General features: G+C 64.3%; 16 protein-coding genes. 2 read left to right on the top strand and 14 right to left on the bottom strand.

What is annotated here, in order from left to right:
* Window positions 1-8 precede the first annotated feature (8 nt).
* Window positions 9-1,067 (bottom strand): amidohydrolase family protein, encoded by a 1,059-nt coding sequence (locus V1280_RS33225; RefSeq protein ID WP_334534559.1) that lies wholly within the window; start codon window positions 1,065-1,067, stop codon window positions 9-11.
* A 170-nt stretch (window positions 1,068-1,237) separates the two neighbouring features.
* Here V1280_RS33225 and V1280_RS33220 point away from each other — a divergent pair, with 170 nt between their 5' ends.
* Window positions 1,238-1,720 carry a CinA family protein gene (locus tag V1280_RS33220; protein WP_334534556.1) on the top strand — a complete coding sequence of 161 codons (483 nt, stop codon included), beginning with the start codon at window positions 1,238-1,240 and terminating at the stop codon, window positions 1,718-1,720.
* 171 nt (window positions 1,721-1,891) lie between these two features.
* On the opposite strand, the gene V1280_RS33215 is transcribed toward V1280_RS33220, so the two are convergent.
* The 13 genes from V1280_RS33215 to V1280_RS33155 form a co-directional block, all read right to left on the bottom strand.
* Window positions 1,892-2,167 carry a DUF1488 family protein gene (locus V1280_RS33215; RefSeq protein ID WP_148769952.1) on the bottom strand — a complete coding sequence of 92 codons (276 nt, stop codon included), beginning with the start codon at window positions 2,165-2,167 and terminating at the stop codon, window positions 1,892-1,894.
* 89 nt (window positions 2,168-2,256) lie between these two features.
* Window positions 2,257-2,871, bottom strand: a complete 615-nt coding sequence (locus tag V1280_RS33210; RefSeq protein WP_334534505.1) for a tetratricopeptide repeat protein — start codon at window positions 2,869-2,871, stop codon at window positions 2,257-2,259.
* A gap of 140 nt (window positions 2,872-3,011) precedes the next feature.
* Complete coding sequence (locus V1280_RS33205; RefSeq protein WP_334534503.1) at window positions 3,012-4,481, bottom strand: AMP nucleosidase; 1,470 nt, start codon at window positions 4,479-4,481, stop codon at window positions 3,012-3,014.
* 167 nt (window positions 4,482-4,648) lie between these two features.
* The gene (locus V1280_RS33200; RefSeq protein WP_334534502.1) at window positions 4,649-5,983 is read right to left on the bottom strand and encodes an HlyD family type I secretion periplasmic adaptor subunit; all 1,335 of its coding nucleotides are present in this window, start codon (window positions 5,981-5,983) and stop codon (window positions 4,649-4,651) included.
* On the bottom strand, window positions 5,980-7,728 hold the full coding sequence (locus V1280_RS33195) for a type I secretion system permease/ATPase (RefSeq protein ID WP_334534501.1): 1,749 nt from the start codon (window positions 7,726-7,728) through the stop codon (window positions 5,980-5,982). The genes V1280_RS33200 and V1280_RS33195 overlap by 4 nt, the downstream gene beginning before the upstream one ends.
* A gap of 275 nt (window positions 7,729-8,003) precedes the next feature.
* Window positions 8,004-8,273, bottom strand: coding sequence for a GlsB/YeaQ/YmgE family stress response membrane protein (locus tag V1280_RS33190; protein WP_334534499.1), 270 nt, complete (start codon window positions 8,271-8,273; stop codon window positions 8,004-8,006).
* A gap of 190 nt (window positions 8,274-8,463) precedes the next feature.
* Complete coding sequence (locus V1280_RS33185; RefSeq protein WP_334534498.1) at window positions 8,464-9,441, bottom strand: ABC transporter ATP-binding protein; 978 nt, start codon at window positions 9,439-9,441, stop codon at window positions 8,464-8,466.
* Window positions 9,438-10,853: an amidase gene (locus V1280_RS33180; protein WP_334534495.1), complete on the bottom strand. Its 1,416-nt coding sequence runs from the start codon at window positions 10,851-10,853 to the stop codon at window positions 9,438-9,440. The genes V1280_RS33185 and V1280_RS33180 overlap by 4 nt, the downstream gene beginning before the upstream one ends.
* The gene (locus tag V1280_RS33175) at window positions 10,850-11,047 is read right to left on the bottom strand and encodes a hypothetical protein (RefSeq protein WP_148769966.1); all 198 of its coding nucleotides are present in this window, start codon (window positions 11,045-11,047) and stop codon (window positions 10,850-10,852) included. Before V1280_RS33175 ends, V1280_RS33180 begins: the two co-directional genes overlap by 4 nt.
* Window positions 11,044-12,102 carry an ABC transporter ATP-binding protein gene (locus V1280_RS33170; protein WP_334534490.1) on the bottom strand — a complete coding sequence of 353 codons (1,059 nt, stop codon included), beginning with the start codon at window positions 12,100-12,102 and terminating at the stop codon, window positions 11,044-11,046. The genes V1280_RS33175 and V1280_RS33170 overlap by 4 nt, the downstream gene beginning before the upstream one ends.
* Before the next feature lie 184 nt (window positions 12,103-12,286).
* A complete protein-coding gene (locus V1280_RS33165; RefSeq protein ID WP_334534487.1) occupies window positions 12,287-13,189 on the bottom strand; it encodes an ABC transporter permease in 903 nt (300 codons plus the stop codon).
* 208 nt (window positions 13,190-13,397) lie between these two features.
* On the bottom strand, window positions 13,398-14,351 hold the full coding sequence (locus V1280_RS33160; RefSeq protein ID WP_334534484.1) for an ABC transporter permease: 954 nt from the start codon (window positions 14,349-14,351) through the stop codon (window positions 13,398-13,400).
* 192 nt (window positions 14,352-14,543) lie between these two features.
* Window positions 14,544-16,202, bottom strand: a complete 1,659-nt coding sequence (locus tag V1280_RS33155) for an ABC transporter substrate-binding protein (protein WP_334534481.1) — start codon at window positions 16,200-16,202, stop codon at window positions 14,544-14,546.
* A 212-nt stretch (window positions 16,203-16,414) separates the two neighbouring features.
* Between V1280_RS33155 and V1280_RS33150 the strand changes: the two genes are divergently transcribed.
* Window positions 16,415-18,010, top strand: a complete 1,596-nt coding sequence (locus V1280_RS33150) for an ABC transporter substrate-binding protein (protein WP_334534478.1) — start codon at window positions 16,415-16,417, stop codon at window positions 18,008-18,010.
* Window positions 18,011-18,303: the final 293 nt, after the last annotated feature.

The following is an 18,303-nucleotide window of genomic DNA, read 5'->3' as shown; positions in this document are numbered from 1 at the left end:
GCAGCGGGCTAGATCAGGCGGGGATAGGTTGCATGCGGATTGTCGATCATGATCTTACGCACGAGATCGGGGGACAGACCTTGAGGCAGCGCGTCCAGGCCATCGAACTGCCAGTGCGGATAGTCCGTGGAGAATAGGACCAATTCGTCCGACTGCATATGATCAAACAGGCGAATTAATGTCGCTTCATCAGGCGGCGCATCAAATGGCTGTAATGAGAAGCGGATGTTGCTGCGCACAATTTCCAGCGGCGCACGATCGACCCAAGGCGTCTCCATCCGCACCCCGCGCCAGAATTTGTGCAGGCGCCAGAGAAAAGGCGAGATCCAGGAGACGCCGGACTCCAGCATCACCATCTTCAGCCGCGGATATTTGGCGAACACGCCCTCGACGATCAGGCTGGTGAGCTGGGTCTGGAACGCCTGGGCCTGACCGACATAATCCTCGATGTGATAGGAACCCCAGCCCACCGCGGTCGGCGGATTGTGATAGGCGGAACCGGCGTGGATCCCGACCGGCAGGTCGAGCCGTTCCGCCGCCTCGTAGATCGGCCACAGCGCGCGCTTGCCCAGCGGCGTGTCGCCCATCACCAGCATCAGCACCTGCACGAAGCGCTTGTCCTGGGCGCAGCGCTCGATCTCGGCGACGGCCTTCTCCACGCTTTGCGTCGGGATCACGATCGAGCCGCGCAGCCGGGAATCGCGATCGAGCCATTCCTTCGCGAGCCATTCGTTCAGCGCGCGGCAGAAGGCGGCCTGCAAATCTTCCGAAAACACCATCTGCACGCCGTAAAGCGGGTTGCAGATGGCATGCGTGAGCTGGAAGGGATCGAGCACATGTCGCTGCATGTCCTCCAGGCTCTCGCCCGGCTTGCCATTCTCGGGGCGCCAATCGGGCCGCGCCACGATCGGCGAATTCTTCGGATAGGATTGCGAGACGAGGTCGACCATGCCGCGCGTCGTCACCTGATCGCGCCAATAGTCGTTCAGGTACGGCAGCAAGCTGGTCAGATGCGGCACGGCCGGGTGCACGTCGCAATCCACCCCGCCAGCGATCAGGGACGCCATGACGTCTCTCTTCTCACGTTTCCTCGTCGTGTCTTGTCGCGGGCGGCGCCTGGCCGCTTCGCCTTGTCCGCCATTCAAGCAGGCCTGCCCTCCGCCCGCAACTCGGCCAAGGCTTCTGTCATATGCTAGGAAGGCTGAGCTCAGTTGCGAAGGAATGAGGGGTAATAGAGATGAAAGAGCTCGTCGGCATTGCGGAACAGGTCGCAGGCAAACTGATCGCGCGCAAGCAAACCATTGCGGTCGCGGAATCCTCGACCGGCGGCCTGATCGCGGCGAGCCTGCTCGCGGTGCCCGGCGCCTCCGCCTATTTCCTCGGCGGCGCGGTGGTCTACACCCGCGACGCCAGGCGTGTACTGATGGATATTTCGGACGAAGGAATGAGGGGCTTTCGCTCCTCCTCGGAGCCCTACGCGAAACTGCTGGCCGAACAGATGCGCGGCCGCTTCAGCTCCGACTGGGGCCTGTCCGAGACCGGCGCAGCCGGCCCGACCGGCAACCGCTACGGCGACGCCGCCGGCCATAGCTGCATGGCCGTTGCGGGACCCGCGGCTGAGGTGATGACGCTGGAGACGGGCAGCAACGACCGGTTCGCCAACATGCAGGTGTTCGCGGCGACGGCGCTGGGGCTGCTGCTGAAGAAGCTGGAGGGGTGAGCGGCTTCTCTGCATAAGTGAATCGGGACAGTCTCACCACCAACACAGCTGTCATCGCCCGGCTTGACCGGGCGATCCAGTACTCCGAGGCGGCTGTGATTAGTTCGATAAGCCGCGGCGTACTGGATGCCCCGGTCAAGCCGGGGCATGACAGCGGAGAGTGTGGCGACGTCACCTTCCCAAATGCCGCGTAAAAATCCGCACCACATAGCCCTTGAATCGCGGTGCCTCGTCGTAGAGGTCTGAGGCCAGCCGCTCGATCGTCTCGCGCAGCGACATGAACTGCGCCTGGCGGGCGCTGCTTTCGGTACCCTGCATGCCCGCAAGCTCGTCCATCGCGGCGTCGCTGATCTGGCAATGCACGACGTCCCCGTCATTCATCATGGTGAAGCGGAAAGCCAGACGTTCGAGGTCGTGGCCGATGATCTTGTCGCGCGCCAGCGGCATCCCATTGTCCCGTTCGCCTCCCCCCGAACGGGACAATGCAAAAAATCCGGCGGCTTGTCACCTCGGCCGCAAGACGAACCGCGGCCCTCCTAGTAGGCGAGCGCCGTTCCGGTCGGCTTGTCGAGTGCCGCGGCCAGCGATTTGTACTCCGCGCAATCCGTCCCGCAGATGGCTGCAATCCGGCTGAGATGATAGAGCGCCTGCTCGCGGTTACCCCGCTCGAGCTGCCACAGCCCGTAATACTGCCATGTCAGGACGTGGTTCGGATCCGCCTTCAGCGCGCGCTCGTACCAGACCTGCGATTGCTCGTAGTCGCCGAGCTTGCGGTAGGAGTAGCCGATGAGGTTGGCGACGTTCGGATGGTCGTCATGGCCAAGCGACTTCAATTGCGCAATCGCGCTCGCATAGTCGTTGCGCTCGTAGATGGTGTCATACGCCACGCGGTAGCCGGCCGCGAATTCGGGATCGTCGATGCTGGACTGGTTGTTGGGTTTCTTATTCTTTTGCGTGGCCTTCGTTCCCGGGCGCTTCGGATAGGTCGATTGGGCCGTGCTCGGAGCTGAATAGGTGCTCCCAAAAGGATCCACGCCGCCACCTCCGCCACCGCCTCCACCACCGCCTCCACCTCCTGCGGCATACGCCGGGGACGCCAGCACTGCCGCAAGCGTTCCCAGCGCAGCGAACCTGATCATCGTTTCGATCATTTCTGTCTCCTGTCTCAATCCAAGCGGCCCCGGACGAACTGATAACCCTGCACTGGCTTCGATATTCCGTGACGCAGTGCTAACGGAGACGTCAACGCTCGTAAGACAGTTCTCCTGTCCTTCCAGGAAAGCCAAGTGCTCTACTGGAACGCCACTTCGGCAAAGCTGCGCAGCTTGCGCGAATGCAACCGCTCCGATTCCTGCTGCTTGAGCCGCTCCAGCGCCTTGAGGCCAATCTCGAGATGCTGGCCGACGCGGCGGCGGTAGAATTCGCTGGCCATGCCGGCGAGCTTGATCTCGCCATGCAGCGGCTTGTCGGAGACGCAGAGCAACGTGCCATAGGGCACGCGGAAGCGGTAGCCGTTGGCGGCGATCGCGGCGGATTCCATGTCGAGCGCGACTGCGCGCGATTGCGACATGCGGCGAATGACCTCGGGCCCAGATATCTCCCAGTTGCGGTTGTCGACGCTGGCGACCGTGCCCGTTCGCATCAGGCGCTTGAGCTCGAAGCCTTCCAGGCCGGTGACGTCCTCGACCGCCTGCTCCAACGCGACCTGCATCTCGGCCAGTGCCGGGATCGGCACCCACAGCGGCAGCTCGCGATCGAGCACGTGATCCTCGCGTACATAGCCATGCGCGAGCACGTAGTCGCCGAGCCGCTGCGTGTTGCGCAAGCCGGCGCAATGCCCGAGCATCAGCCAGGCATGCGGCCGCAGCACCGCGACGTGATCGGTGACGTTGCGCGCGTTGGACGGACCGGTGCCGATGTTGATCAGGCTGATGCCGCGGTAACCGGGCATGACCAGATGGAAGGCCGGCATCTGCGGAATGCGCGTGGGCGCGTCGCCACTCGTCGCGCCGCCGCTGCGCGTGATCACATTGCCAGGTGCAACAAAAGCCTCGAGACCGGCCTCGCCGGACTGAAGCCGCTGCTGACACATCTGCGCGAAGGCATCGACATAGAACTGGTAGTTGGTGAAGATGACGAAGTTCTGGAAATGTTCGGGATCGGTGCCGGTGTAGTGATAAAGCCGGCGCAGCGAGTAATCGACCCGGGCGGCGCGGAACAGCGACAGCGGCTCGGGTGCGCCCGCCTGGAGCTCGAACGTGCCGTCGGCGATCGCATCGTCCATGGTGGCGAGATCAGGCACGTCGAAGGCATCGCGCAGCGATCGCGTAACGGGCGAATTCTCGCTGGTGCTGATGGCGGCTTCGATGTTGATGTCGCGGCGATAGGCGAAGTGGACCGGGATCGGCTCACCGGACTCGCCGATCTCAACGGGCACACCGTGGTTCTGGATCAGGAGCCCAATCTGCTCGGTGAGATAGGCGCGGAACAGATCCGGCCGCGTCACGCTGGTCTCGTGCACGCCGGGCCGGGCGACGAAGCCATAGGCGAGACGCGAATCCAGCCGCGCATGGGTCGCGGTGGTGAGGCGGACGAAGGGATAATAGGCCCGCACCCGCATCGTGATCGCCTCGCCTGAGACATAGGCCTCGAACCGGTCGCGCAGGAATTTGGTGTTGCGCTCGTAGATTTCTTCGAGACGGGCGACGGCGAGGCCAGCATCGGTGAAGGATTTGGTGGCGATGGAGGGCGGGGTTTGCATGGTTCGACGCCGGGTTGTTGGGGGCTTGAGTCGAACTATAGCAAAGAACGCGATGCCGTAGGGTGGGCAAAGCGGAGCGTGCCCACCATCTTGAATTCGCGCGGGGAATGGTGGGCACGGCGCTTTGCGCCTTTGCCCACCCTACGAGATCGAATCTGCGGCGCGCGTCACTTCTCCCGGAACGCCCGCATGAACTGGTCGTGCAGCGGCTTCAACAGGTACGACAGCATGGTGCGGTCGCCGGTCTGGACGAAGGCTTCCGCAGGCATGCCGGGGATCAGCTTGGAATCGCCGAGCTTGGCGACTTCCTCGGCGGACAGCGAGACACGGATGGTGTAGTAGCTCTGGCCGGTGCGCTGATCGGTGGTGACGTCAGGCGAGACGCGGCTGACGACACCGTTGAGCTCGGGCGTGGTACGCTGGTTGAACGCGGAGAGGCGCAACAGGGTCTTCTGGCCGATCTGGAGCTTGTCGATATCGACCGGATTGACCTTGGCCTCGACCTGGAGGTCGTCGGCCTGCGGCACGATCAGCATGAGCGCATCGCCGGCAGTGACGACGCCGCCGACGGTGTGCACCGTCGATTGCAGCACCATGCCGTCCTGCGGCGCGCGGATGTCGACGCGACGGAGCTGGTCCTCGGCCGCGACCTTGCGCTCGATCAGCTCGCCGCTCTTGTCGTTGGTCTCGCGCAAATCCTTGGAGACCTCGCTCACCATGTCCTTGTCGACCTGGATGATCTGAAGCTCGGTCTCGGTGATCTTGCCCTTGGCCTGCGCCCGCGAGGCGATGTACTGCGCGCGCTCGCCGTTGAGGCGGGCAGAGTCGCGCTCGAGCGTGGTCAGACGCGAGATCTGCACCAGGTGCTTGTCATAGAGATCGCGCACGCCGATGAGCTCCTGCTGCACCAGCGAGATCTCCTTGTCCTTGGCCTTCTCCTGCGCGGAAAGACCTTCGATCTCCTCGTTGAGCTGCTGGATGCGCTCGCGCAGCTGCGCCTTCTGGCCGGCACGGCCGTTGACGCGGACATCGAACAGCTTGGTTTCGGCCGAGAGCAGCGCCTTGACGTCGGGATCGTCGCCGCGATCGAGCAGCGATGGCGGGAATTCGATCTTGTCGAGACCGCGCTGCTCGGCCTGAAGCCGTGCTGCACGCGCCTGCGCGGCGTCGAGATTCTTGGTGACGATGGCGAGATTGGCCTTGGTGACGGTGTCGTCGAGCCGCACCACGATGTCGCCGGCCTTGACCACGTCGCCGTCGTGGGCACGCACCTCGCCGACCACGCCGCCGGTCGGATGCTGCACCTTCTTGACGTTGGATTCGACCACGATCTGGCCGGGCGCGATCAGCGCCCCGGAGATCTGCACCGTGGCGGCCCAGCCGCCGAGGCCGATGGCCAGCACCAGCACGATCGAGATCCCGAGGATCAGGTGAAAGCGGATCGACTCCCGCACCGTCCTGTTCGCGGCGGGCTTTGGCCCGCCAACCGTCATCGTGCTCATGGTTTGGCCACTCCGCCTTCGCTGACGATCTTGATCGGCGCCGGCGGCGCGACGCGGGGCTGGAGCACCTGGGCGAGCACCTGCTCCTTCGGACCGAAGGCCTGCATGCGGCCGTCGCGTAGCACCAGGATCTGGTCGACCGCCTCGACGCCGATCGGCCGGTGCGCCACCACGATGACAATGGCGCCGCGCTCGCGCGCGCTGCGGATCGCGCGGGTCAGCGCCTCGTCGCCTTCGGTGTCGAGATTGGAGTTCGGCTCGTCCAGCACGATCAGGAACGGATTGCCGTAGAGCGCGCGCGCCAGCGCCACACGCTGCGCCTGGCCTGCAGACAACGACGTGCCCTGCTCGCCGACTTGCGTGTTGTAGCCCTCGCGCATCTTGATGATCATCTCGTGCACGCCGGCTTCCTTGGCCGCGGAGATGATGGCGTCGGACGTCGCCTCCGGATCAAAACGGCTGATGTTCTGCGCGATGGTGCCGCCGAACAGCTCGACGTCCTGCGGCAGATAGCCGATGTGACGGCCGAGCACGTCGGACGACCATTGGTCGAGCGCCGCGCCGTCGAGCCGGACCTTGCCGCGGACCGGATACCAGACGCCGACCAGCGCGCGGATCAGCGAGGATTTGCCGGAGCCGCTCGGCCCGATCACGCCGAGGCCGTTGCCGGCTTCGAGCACAAAATTGACGTCCTGCACGATGAGACGCTGGTCGCCTGGAGCAACCATGGCGACGCCTTCAACGGAGAGCCGGCTGGAGGGGGCCTGCAACTGGGTCGGCGTCGCCTGCGCCGGCATCTGTTCCAGCAGGCGGCTGAGGCGGTGCCAGCTCTGGCGTGCCGTGACGAAGGATTTCCAATGCGCGATCGCGAGATCGACCGGCGCCAGCGCGCGGGCCGAGAGGATCGAGCCCGCGATGATGATGCCGGCGGTGGCCTCCTGGTGGATGACGAGATAGGCGCCGACCGCGAGCACCGCCGATTGCAGCATCATGCGCAGCACTTTTGCGATCGCGCCGAGGCCGCCGGCGACGTCGCTCGCACGCTGATTGCCGGCGAGGTATTTTTCGTTGGCCTCGCTCCAGCGCGCGTTCAGCCGGCCGGCCATGCCCATCGACACCAGCACTTCGGCGTTGCGACGGCTGGACTGGGCGAGATCGTTGCGCTGGGCGGCAAGGCCCATCGCCTCCTTCGCCGGCTGGCGGGACAGGAATTCGGTGACCAGCGTCAGGCTGACCAGGATGATCGCGCCGACCAGCGCGGTCAGGCCGATCATGACGTGGAAGGCAAAGCAGATGGCGAGATAGAGCGGGAGCCAGGGCAGGTCGAAGAACGCGCTCGGGCCCATGCCGCCGAGGAAGGAGCGGACATTGTCGAGATCGCGCAGCGGCTGCAGCCCCTCGTTGCGGTTGCCGACCAGGAGCGGCAGGCGCACGATGGTGTCGAACACGCGCTTGTTCAGCGCTTCATCGAGCGCGGTTCCGACCCGTCCCAGGATGCGGCTGCGGATCATGTCGAGCACGCCCTGCGCCATATAGAGGCCGCCGGCGAGGACGATCAGGCCGACCAGGGTCGGGATGCTGCGGCTCGGCAGCACCCGGTCGTAGACCTCCAGCATGAAGAGCGACCCGGTCAGATAGAGCAGGTTGATCATGCAGCTCATGAAGCCGACGCCGACGAACGCTGTGCGGCAGGCACGCAGCGCGTCACCGAGCTCGGAACGGCGGAGGCCGGGAACGGCTGCCATCAGTCTGATCTCTTTCGGGTAAGGGGCAAAACCCCTGATTTCCAAAGCCCTGATTATAAAGATAAATCGAGGCGTACGCGCCCCGGATTAATATCGGGTTCTCGCCCGTGCGCAATGCAATCGAATTAATCCGGACCTTGCTACATCTACCGCGGACGGCCCGATCCGCAAGTCCGGTATTTCACAGTCTTTGCGGCTTTTTAGAGCAAAGACAAGCGCCTCTCCCCAGGTCACGGGGAGAGGCGCAAAGTTCCACTTCGCTGAAGCTGTGGGCGCTAGAACCGGCCGCCGCCGCGCACCAGCCGCACCACCAGCAGCAGAATGATGGCGCCGATGGCGGAATAGATGATCTCCGAGACCAGCCCGATGCCGATATGGATGCCGAGCTTCGGGAACAGGAAACTCGCGACAAATGCGCCGGCGATGCCGATCACGATGTCGCCGATGATGCCGAACCCGCTTCCTCGCACGACCTTGCCGGCGAGCCAGCCGGCGACCAGGCCGACGAACAGGATGATGATGAGGCTTTGGCCAGAAATATACATAAGGTGAAGTCCCTCTCCGTTAACCGGGCCATGGAACGGGAACCGGGATGAATGGGGTCTGAATGGTGTTCCCGGAGGGGCCCTTCAAACAAAAATCGCGAAAACAACCCCATGCACAGTAGAAATTCCCCCGCCGGGATGCGCTGGGTGGATTGTGACAACTGGGTGTTGGCGCAGAGGATTTTTGACTTCAGGAGCGCGCCGTCACCGCCTCCGCCAGCACGCACCTGGCCACCCTGCCCGGGCCGACCTCGACGTTCGGCGGCAGCTGCTCGACACAGCGCGGCTCGGCGAGCTTGCAGCGGGGGGCGAAGGAGCAGGTGTGCGGCCTCTCGGACAGCGATGGCGGGGTGCCGGGAATGGTCTCGAGGCGGGCGCCGCGCTTGGCGCCGTGGATGGTCGAGGCGAGCAGGCCCTTGGCATAGGGATGCACCGGGGAGCGAACGATGTCGCGCAGGCTGCCCTGCTCCACGATCTGGCCGGCATACATCACCGCGACGCGGTCGCAGATCTCGATCGCCACACCAATGTCGTGGGTGACGAAGATGACGGACATGCCGAACTCGCGCTGCAATTCGCGCAGCAGCAGCAGGATCTGGATCTGCACGGTGGCATCGAGCGCGGTGGTCGGCTCGTCCGCCAGCAGGATTTTTGGCCGGCAGGCGAGCGCAAGCGCAATCATCGCGCGCTGGCGCATGCCGCCGGACATTTCGTGCGGATAGGCATCCAGCCGCCGCTTTGCAGACGGGATGCGCACGACCTCGAGCATTTCGAGTGCCCGCGCCCTGCCCTCCGCGTAGCTTTTGCCTTCGTGGCGTACGACGCTTTCGGCGATCTGCGCACCGATGGTGTAGACCGGGTCGAGCGCCAGCGCCGGCTCCTGAAAAATCATCGACACGGTCTGACCGCGGAACGACGACAGCTCCTCGTCGTCCATCGCGAGCACGTCACGGCCCATCACGTTGACCTGACCTGAAATCTGCGTGCGCTTCTTCGGCAACAGCCGCATCAACGCACGCAGGGTCACGCTCTTGCCCGAACCGGACTCGCCGAGCAGGCCCAGCACCTCGCCGTCACCGAGCGAAAGACTGAGATCGTTCACGGCATAGACCGTGCGCTCGCCGGTGAAACGAATGTTGAGGCCTGAGATCTCGACGAGTTTTGTCATGACGGCAGCTTGGGTACCAGGTCGTGATAGTCGGTGACGCGCTGGAAGGCCGCGCCGATGGTGAGCAGGGTCGCTTCATCGAAGGAGCGGCCGATCAGCTGCATGCCGATCGGCAGGCCACTTTTGGTGAACCCCGAGGGCACAGTGAGCGACGGCAGGCCCAAAAAGTTCACCGGACGGGTGAACAGCGTCAACCGCTGCAGCAGCGCCGGTGCATTCGGCCCGCCGCCGACATCGCTTTCCTCGATCGTCGGCGCCGGGATGGGCGATGCCGGTGCGATGATCGCGTCAACGCCTGCGGCGGCCGCATTGTGCGCGGCGAGTGCCGGGCCACGCCAGCGCATTGCCTCCAGATAAGTGATGGCGGGAACGGCGAGACCGTTCTGAAGCCGCATCAGCGTTTGCGAGCCATAGTCCTGCGGCCGCTCGATCATCCAGCGCTTGTGGAAGGCGGCAGCCTCCGCGGCGAGCACGAGCTGGCTTGCGGCTTGCAATTGCCGCTGGTCCGGAAGCTCGACCTTGACAAGGTGGGCGCCTTCGCGCTTGAGCACCGCGATGGTCTCGTCCAGCACGCGCGCGACCTCGCTGTCGAGATCGTCGACATAGAAGGACGCGGGCACACCGATCTTCAGACCCTTCAGCGAGCCCTTGGTCGCCGCGACATAGTCCGACAGCGGCTCATGACTGGTGGTCGAATCCTCGGGGTCCGGGCCGGCCATCAGCGCCAGCAGCAGCGCACAATCTTCCGCGGTGCGCGCGAGCGGGCCGACCGTGTCGAGCGATTGCGACAGTGGCATCGCGCCGGCGCGGCTGACACGCCCCACCGTGGTCTTTAATCCCGTGACGCCGCAGAAATGTGCGGGCATGCGGATCGAGCCGCCGGTGTCGGAGCCCAGCGCCGCATAGGTCAGCCGCGCCGCCACCGACGAGCCGGAGCCCGAGGACGAGCCGCCGGTGATATGCGCGACGTTCCAGGGATTGCGCACCGGGCCATAATGGGCGTTGTGGCCGGTCGGGCCGTAGGCGAACTCGGCGAGATGCAGTGTGCCGAGGCGGACCTGGCCGGCATCCTTTAGCCGCTGCAAGGCGGTGGAGGTCACCGTCGGCACGAAATCGCGGCGGATCAGCGAGCCGCAGGTCGCGACGTGGCCGGCGTCGTAATACATGTCCTTGTGCGCGAGCGGCACGCCGTGCAAGGGACCACGGATCTCGCCCTTGGCGAGCTCGGCGTCGGCGGCATCGGCCGCCTTCAGCGCAGCTTCGGACTCGATCGACATGAAGGCGTTGAGATGCGGCTGCCACTGCGCAATGCGATGCAGCAGCGCGCGCGTCACCTCATGCGAGGACAATTGCTTCATCGCGATCGCACGCGCGACCTCGGTGAGCGTCATCAAGGCAGGCTCGGTTCTCATTTCGACACCTTCTGCGCCTGCGCGAGCGGATAGAGCGCGGGTTCGAGGTCGAACGGCAACGTGCCCGCGATGGCGGCAAAACCTTCGAAGGCGGGTCCGATGGAATTGGAGATGCGCGTCGCGATCTCGTCATTTACGGGAACGCCGGCGACTTGCGCCGTCGCCTGGATTTCTTTCGTTGTTGGTCTCGTCATGCGATCTCCTCTCGGGGCGCGCGGCTATGGCCTGAACCCGGTATCGCCATGTAGCACGCGGCCTCGTGGCCCATTCTATCCACCGCAGTGAGCTTTGGTGCAGCATTTGCGCAGAGCGGCTCCGCAAACGCGCAGCGCGTGTGGAAGCGGCAGCCCGAGGGCGGATCGATCGGATTAGGCGGATCGCCCGTGATCGGCGGCTTTTCGGTACGGCTATCAGGATCGGACGACGGCATCGCCGCCAGCAGCGCGCGCGTATAGGGATGCGCAGGCGCATCCCAGACCTGATCGACCGGGCCGAGCTCGACGACCTCGCCGAGATACATCACCAGCACGCGATCGCTGATGTAGCGCACGACGTTGAGGTCATGGCTGATGAAGAGATAGGTCAGGCCGAACTCGCGCTTGAGGTCGGCGAGGAGATTGAGCACCTGCGCCTCGACGGATTTGTCGAGTGCGGAGACGGCTTCATCCAGGATCACCAGCCGCGGTGACAGAGCCAGCGCGCGCGCGATGTTGACGCGTTGGCGCTGGCCGCCGGAGATCTCGTGCGGATAGCGGTTGGCGAAGTTTGCAGGAACCAGGCCGACCTTGCCGAGCAGCTCGCGTGCGAGCGCCCGCGCCGCGCTGTCGGCCATGCCGTGGACCTTGGGGCCGAACGCGATGGATTCCTCGATCGTCAGGCGCGGATTGAGCGAGGCGTATGAATCCTGGAACACCATCTGCATGCCGCGGCGTAGCTCGCGCAAGCTCAGCGACTGCCCGACGGACATGCCGTCATAGATGATGTCGCCGGCATCGCGCGTCATCAGATGCATCAAGAGGCGCGCGGTGGTGGACTTGCCGCAACCGGACTCGCCGACGATGCCGACGGTCTCACCCTTCGCAACGGAGAAGGAGACATTGTCGACGGCGCGCACGGTGCGCTTCGCCGCGAACAACCCGCCGCGGACGGGAAAGTGCTTGGTCAGCCCGTTGACCTGCAGCAGCGGCTGCGCGACGCCGCCGACGTCCTCGATCGGCTCCAGCATGGCCACGGAGGAGGTTTCGCTCATGGGCACGGTCTCCCACCTCTCCCCATCGGGGAGAGGTCGGCGCGAAGCGCCGGGTGAGGGGGCGCCGCGAACTCGGTGGAGCATAACCCCTCACCCGGATTGCATCTGGCGATGCAATCCGACCTCTCCCTATGGGAGAGGTGTGGCACCGACATCGCGGCGAACTGCGTCTTTCTGACCATCGCTAGTTCCTGATGTCCATGGCGCTACGCAGGCCGTCTGAAAGCAGGTTGAAGCAGATCGAGACCGCAAAGATCATCGCTCCCGGAAGTGCTGCGACCCAGGGATTGACGTAGATCGCGGTGCGTAGGGTGTTCAGCATCAGGCCCCATTCGGGCTCCGGCGGCTTTGTGCCGAGACCCAGGAACGAGAGGCCCGCCGCCAGAATCATCGAGACCGAGATCAGGCTGGTGGCATAGACGAAGATCGAACCCAGCACGTTGCCGAGGATGTGCACGCGCATAATGGTGAACGGCCCTGCGCCGGAGGCGCGCGCGGCCTCGACGAAATCCATGTTGCGCACGCCGGTGGTGACGCTTTCGGCGACACGGGTGATCTGCGGCACGAACACGACGGTCAGCGACACGATGGAATTGAGGATGCCGGCGCCGAGCGCGCCGGAAATCGCGATCGCCAGCAGCACGGATGGAAACGCGTAGAACACGTCGATCGTGCGCATGATCGCGGTGTTGAGCTTGCCGCCGACATAGCCGGCGACGAGGCCGAGCGAGGTCCCGATGCAAAAGGCGAGGATGACCGGCAAGATGCCGATGACCAGCGACAGCCGCCCGCCATAGATCAGCCGCGCCAGCATGTCGCGACCGAGTTCGTCGGTCCCGAGCGGATAGCCGACTGTGCCAATATGGCGGAGACGGCGGATCATCGAGCCCTTGTAGGGATCCTCAAGACCAAGCCAGGGTGCGAGGATGGCGGAGACGAAGATCAGCAGCAGCACAATGGCGCAAGCCATGCTGACCTTGTCGCGCAGGATGCGCCGGCCGACCGTCGCCCAATAGCCGCGCGCCTTGGTGACAGGCGCGGCCTGGAGCGAAGCATCGGCGGTTGCGGACAACGGAAGCTCGGTCATTGGCGTGCTCCCGATCGGAATTGATTCAGTTGGCGCAAGCCCGGAGCTCGGTGCACCTCGCCCGCTTGCGGGAGAGGTCGGCGCGAAGCGCCGGGTGAGGGTTTTCTCCTCTTGGGGGTTCTCGCTTGCGGAGAGACCCCCACCCCAACCCTCCCCCGCAAGCGGGAGAGGGAGCGCACCTTTTGCGTGGCTAAAGCGAGACTCATCGCTAGCCTCGCTTGATGCGCGGATCGATCGCGGCTTGCGCGATGTCGACCAGCAGATTGAGGAAGACGAAGAACAGTGCCAGCACCAGGATCGTGCCCTGCAGCAGCGGCAGGTCGCGCTGGAAGATTGCGGAGTTGAGCAGGAAGCCCGAGCCAGGCCAGGAGAACACCGTCTCGATCAAAATCGAGCCGCCGAGCATGTAGCCGAGCTGAAGCCCCATCACGGCGAGCGCGGTGGGCGCTGCGTTCTTGATGACGTGGCGGAACACGCCGGTTTCGTGCAGGCCCTTGGCGCGCAAAGCTTCGACGAAATCCTGGCTGAGGATGTCACCGGTGAGCGCGCGCACGGTGCGGGTGACGATGCCCATCGGGATCACCGACGTCGTGATCGCCGGCAACACAAGATATTTGAGATGCTCCCAATCCCAGGCCCAGGCGGCCGAGCCGCCGGGCCCGGCACCGACCGCCGGCAGCCAGTTCAGCTCGACCGAGAAGATGATGACGAGCACCATACCGAGCCAGTAATGCGGCACCGAGACGCCCGCGATGGCAAAGGAGGTCGCGAGCTTGTCGATCCAGGTCTCGCGAAAGTAGCCGGCGATCAGGCCGAGCAGGATGCCCATGGTGAAGCCGATGATGGCGGCAGCAATCGCCAGCGTGACGGTGTTGCCGACCGCGCGCATGACTTCGGCGAGCACGGGGCGCCCCGTCGCAATGGAATTGCCGAGATCGCCATGCAGCGCGCGCAGCAGCCAGAGGCCGAACTGCACCGGCAGCGGCCGGTCAAAACCATAGGCGGCGCGGAGCTGCGCGGCGAGCTCCTGCGAGGCATCGGCCGGCAGCACCGCAACCAGCGGATCGCCGGGCGTGATGTGCACGAGCAGAAAGCACACCAGCGCCACGCTGATGACGATCGGGATGACATAGACGATGCGTCTGGCGACATAGGCGAGCACGTCGGATTCTTTCTTCTCTTCTCCCCTTGCGGGAGAAGGTGGCGCGCAAGCGCCGGATGAGGGGTTCTATCCGCGGATACGATCATTCCAAAGAGAGAGGGTCACTCGCGGAGAGAGACCCCTCACCCGGCTTCGCTCTCGCGAAGCCACCCTCTCCCACAAGGGGAGAGGGTGCACTGTGCGTGGCGCGAACTACGGCGTCATCGAGATCGGCGAGAAGTCGATGAACCAGCTCTTCGGCTGGATCACGCCGGTCACTTTCGGGCTCATGGCGCGCGGGCCGACGTCGTGGGCGACGTAGAGGAAGGCTGCGTCGTCGACGGAGGCCGCGTGCAGCTCGGCGAGCGCGGCGTCGCGCGCGGCGGGATCGAAGGTCTGCCGCGCCGTCTTCACCAGCTCGTCGAACTTGGGATTGTTGATGAAGCCCCAATTGTTCGAGGCCGGCGGGGCCATGCTCGATTGCAGGAAGCGCACCAGCGCGAAGTACGGATCCATCGCCGCATAGGTGACGTTGGTCGCGTTCGAGCCGTTGGCGCTGGGATCCTTCACGCCGCGGCGCCAGTTGGAGAACAGCGTGTTCCACTCGATGACGTCGAGCTGCACGTCGAAGTAGCATTCGGCCAGCGCCTGCTGGAGATATTCGTTCATCGGCAGCGGCTGCATCTGGCCCGAGCCGGAGGTCGAGGTCTGGATCTTCACCGCCAGCTTCTTGTTCGGACCAAAACCCGCCTCCTGCATCAGCTTCTGCGCAGCCGGCTTGTCGTACTTGATCTCGAAGGTCGGCTTGCCGCGCCAGGGATGGCCGGGCTCGAACGTGCCGGTCGCGGGCACCATCAGGCCACCGAGCAGGCCGTCCTTCAGGCCTTCGCGATCAACGCAGAGGTTCGCGGCCTTGCGCACGCGGATGTCGTTCCAAGGCGAGCCCTCGACGCGCGAGAACTGCCACGGCCAGACATGCGGCTGCTCGTTGGCGTAGAGCTTGAAGCCGCGCTGCTTGAGCTCGGGCAGCGCATCCGGCGCCGGCGCCTCGACCCAGTCGACCTGTCCGGAGAGCAGCGCTGCGGTACGCGCATTGGCTTCCGGCATCGGCAAGAGCACCATCTTGTCGATCTTGGGCACGCGGGCCTTGTCCCAATAGTTCGCGTTCTTCACCAGCTCGAGCCGCTCGCGCGGCGTGAAGCCCGACATCTTCCACGGGCCGGTGCCCGACGCATCCTTGGCAAACGCCGTCCATGCGGCCTGCGTTTTCGCCTTGGCGTCGGCGCCTTCCGCCTTCTCATAGAAAGCCTGCCACTTCGCCGGGCTCGCCATGAAGAGATTGGTGAGGTTGATCGGCAGGAAGCTGTCGGGCTCCTTGGTGGTGAGCTCGACGGTCATGTCGTCGATCTTCTTGGCGGATACGAGCGTCGGCATGCGCGTTGCGGTGGCACCGACCTGGCTCGGATCGAATTGCGGCGCGTCCTGCTTCAACACCTTCTCGACGTTCCACACCACCGCATCGGCATTGAACGTCGAGCCGTCATGAAAGGTGACGCCGGGGCGCAGCTGGAAGGTCCATTTGGTCTTGTCGGCATCGTCGACCTTCCACTCGGTGGCAAGGCCGGGGATCACCACGCTGGCCTTGTCGGCGGACGACAGGTCCCAGCCGGTGAGCGCGTCATACATGGTGAGGCCGGTGAAGCGGTTGCCTTCAAAACCCTGATCAGGCTGGCCGAGCGTGCGCGGAATATCGCCAGCGGTCATGCCGATGCGCAGCACCGTTTCGGCGCTGGCCGCGCGCGGCCACGTCGCCGCGGTCGTCAGGGCCAGTGCAGCGATCAGTGCTGCACGCGCGGTTGTCTTGATAAGCATTACCTCAGTCCTTTTCCGGCTTTCGATGATTAATTTTGATGCAAACGTATGCAATGCGTATGCCAATGGGGAAACTTATTCTGCGAATTGCCCCTGCGACGACAAGTCCTTGTGATCAGATCGCCGCGAAGGCACCCCGCTGCCTATTCTGGCATCAAGATTGCAGGTTTGGCCCTGAAATCTTCCTTGAATTTTCCTTGGAGCTTTGGGCCATGCGTATCCGATTATCGACTTGTCTCGCCGTGCTTGCGCTGGCGTCGTTCGCAATCCCGGCACGCGCCGAAACGGTGGTGCGCTACGGCATCTCGATGGCGGATATTCCGCTGACGACCGGCCAGCCCGACCGCGGTGCGGGCGCCTACCAGTTCACGGCCTACACGATCTACGATCCGCTGGTCGCCTGGGAAATGGACGTCGCCGATCGCCCGGGCAAGCTGGTGCCGGGCCTCGCAACCGAATGGAAGGTCGACGTATCAGACAAGACCAAGTGGCGCTTCGCTCTGCGCAAGGGCGTGAAGTTTCACGACGGCAGCGAGTTCAACGCCGATGCGGTGATCTGGAATCTCGACAAGGTGCTCAACGACAAGGCGCCGCAATTCGACAAGCGGCAGAGCGCGCAGGTGAAGACCCGCCTGCCTTCCGTGGCGAGCTACGCCAAGATCGACGACTTCACCGTGGAGATCACCACCAAGACCGTGGACTCCTTCTTCCCGTATCAGATGCTGTGGTTCCTGGTGTCGAGCCCGGCGCAATATGACAAGCTCGGCAAGGACTGGGACAAATTCGCAAGCCAGCCTTCGGGCACCGGGCCATTCAAATTGACAAAACTGGTGCCGCGCGAGCTCGCCGAGCTCAGCAAGAATCCGGATTACTGGAACGCCAAGCGCATTCCGAAGGTCGACAAGATCGTGCTGGTGCCGATGCCGGAGGCGCTGACGCGCACCAACGCGCTGCTCGCGGGGCAGGTCGATCTGATCGAGACGCCGGCGCCCGATGCCGTGCCACAGCTCAAGGCCGCCGGCATGAAGATCGTCGACAACGTCACACCGCATGTCTGGAATTATCACCTCAGCGTGCTGCCGGGCTCGCCCTGGACCGACATCCGCCTGCGCAAGGCGCTCAACCTCGCGATCAACCGCGACGAAGTCGTCGGGCTGATGAATGGCCTGGCCAAACCCGCCAAGGGCCAGGTCGACCCGTCGAGCCCGTGGTTCGGCAAGCCGAGCTTCGACATCAAATATGATCTCGCCGCCGCCAAGAAGTTGGTCGAGGAAGCTGGCTATTCAAAAGCAAAACCGCTGAAGGCCACGTTCATCATCGCGCAAGGCGGCACCGGCCAGATGCTGTCGCTGCCGATGAATGAATTTTTGCAGCAGAGTTTCAAGGAGATCGGCATCGACATCGACTTCAAGGTGGTCGAGCTCGAAACGCTCTATACGCATTGGCGCAAGGGCGCGGCCGACGAAATGAACGCCGGCATTACCGCCAACAACATCGCCTATGTCACCTCGGATCCCTTGTACGCCATCGTCCGGTTCTTCGCCTCCGACCAGATCGCGCCGGTCGGCGTCAACTGGGGCGGCTACAAGAACCCGAAGGTCGATGCGCTGATCAACGAGGCCAAGCAGACGTTCGACACCGCCAAGCAGGACGATCTGATCGCGCAGGCGCATGCGCTGATCGTCGACGATGCCGTGCTGGTCTGGGTCGTCCACGACACCAACCCGCACGCGCTATCGCCGAAGGTGAAGCAGTTCGTGCAGGCGCAGCACTGGTTCCAGGATCTGACGACGATCGGGGTGGAGTGAGGCGGCAGGCACAGCTGCCGTAGGGTGGGCAAAGCGGCTTGTCTCGCCGTAGCTCGAAGAGCGAAGGCGGAAAGCGTGCCCACCACCTCGACATTCGGGGAAAGATCGTGGGCACGGCGCTACGCGCCTTTGCCCACCCTACGAGAATTGATGATGTGGCCACGCTGGCGCGTCAAACACCGCTGTCGTCCCGGGCAAGCGCAGCGCAGACCCGGGACCCAACCACAGGGAGTAGTTTGGCGAAGACTCGGAGTGACCAGCTTCCGGCAGACTACTCTCTGTGGTTATGGGTC

Source organism: Bradyrhizobium sp. AZCC 2230 (assembly GCF_036924495.1).
GTDB classification, from domain to species: Bacteria; Pseudomonadota; Alphaproteobacteria; order Rhizobiales; family Xanthobacteraceae; genus Bradyrhizobium; species Bradyrhizobium rifense.
The sequence above is the reverse complement of the archived record's forward strand: the minus strand, read 5'-3'. Positions and strand labels throughout refer to the sequence as shown.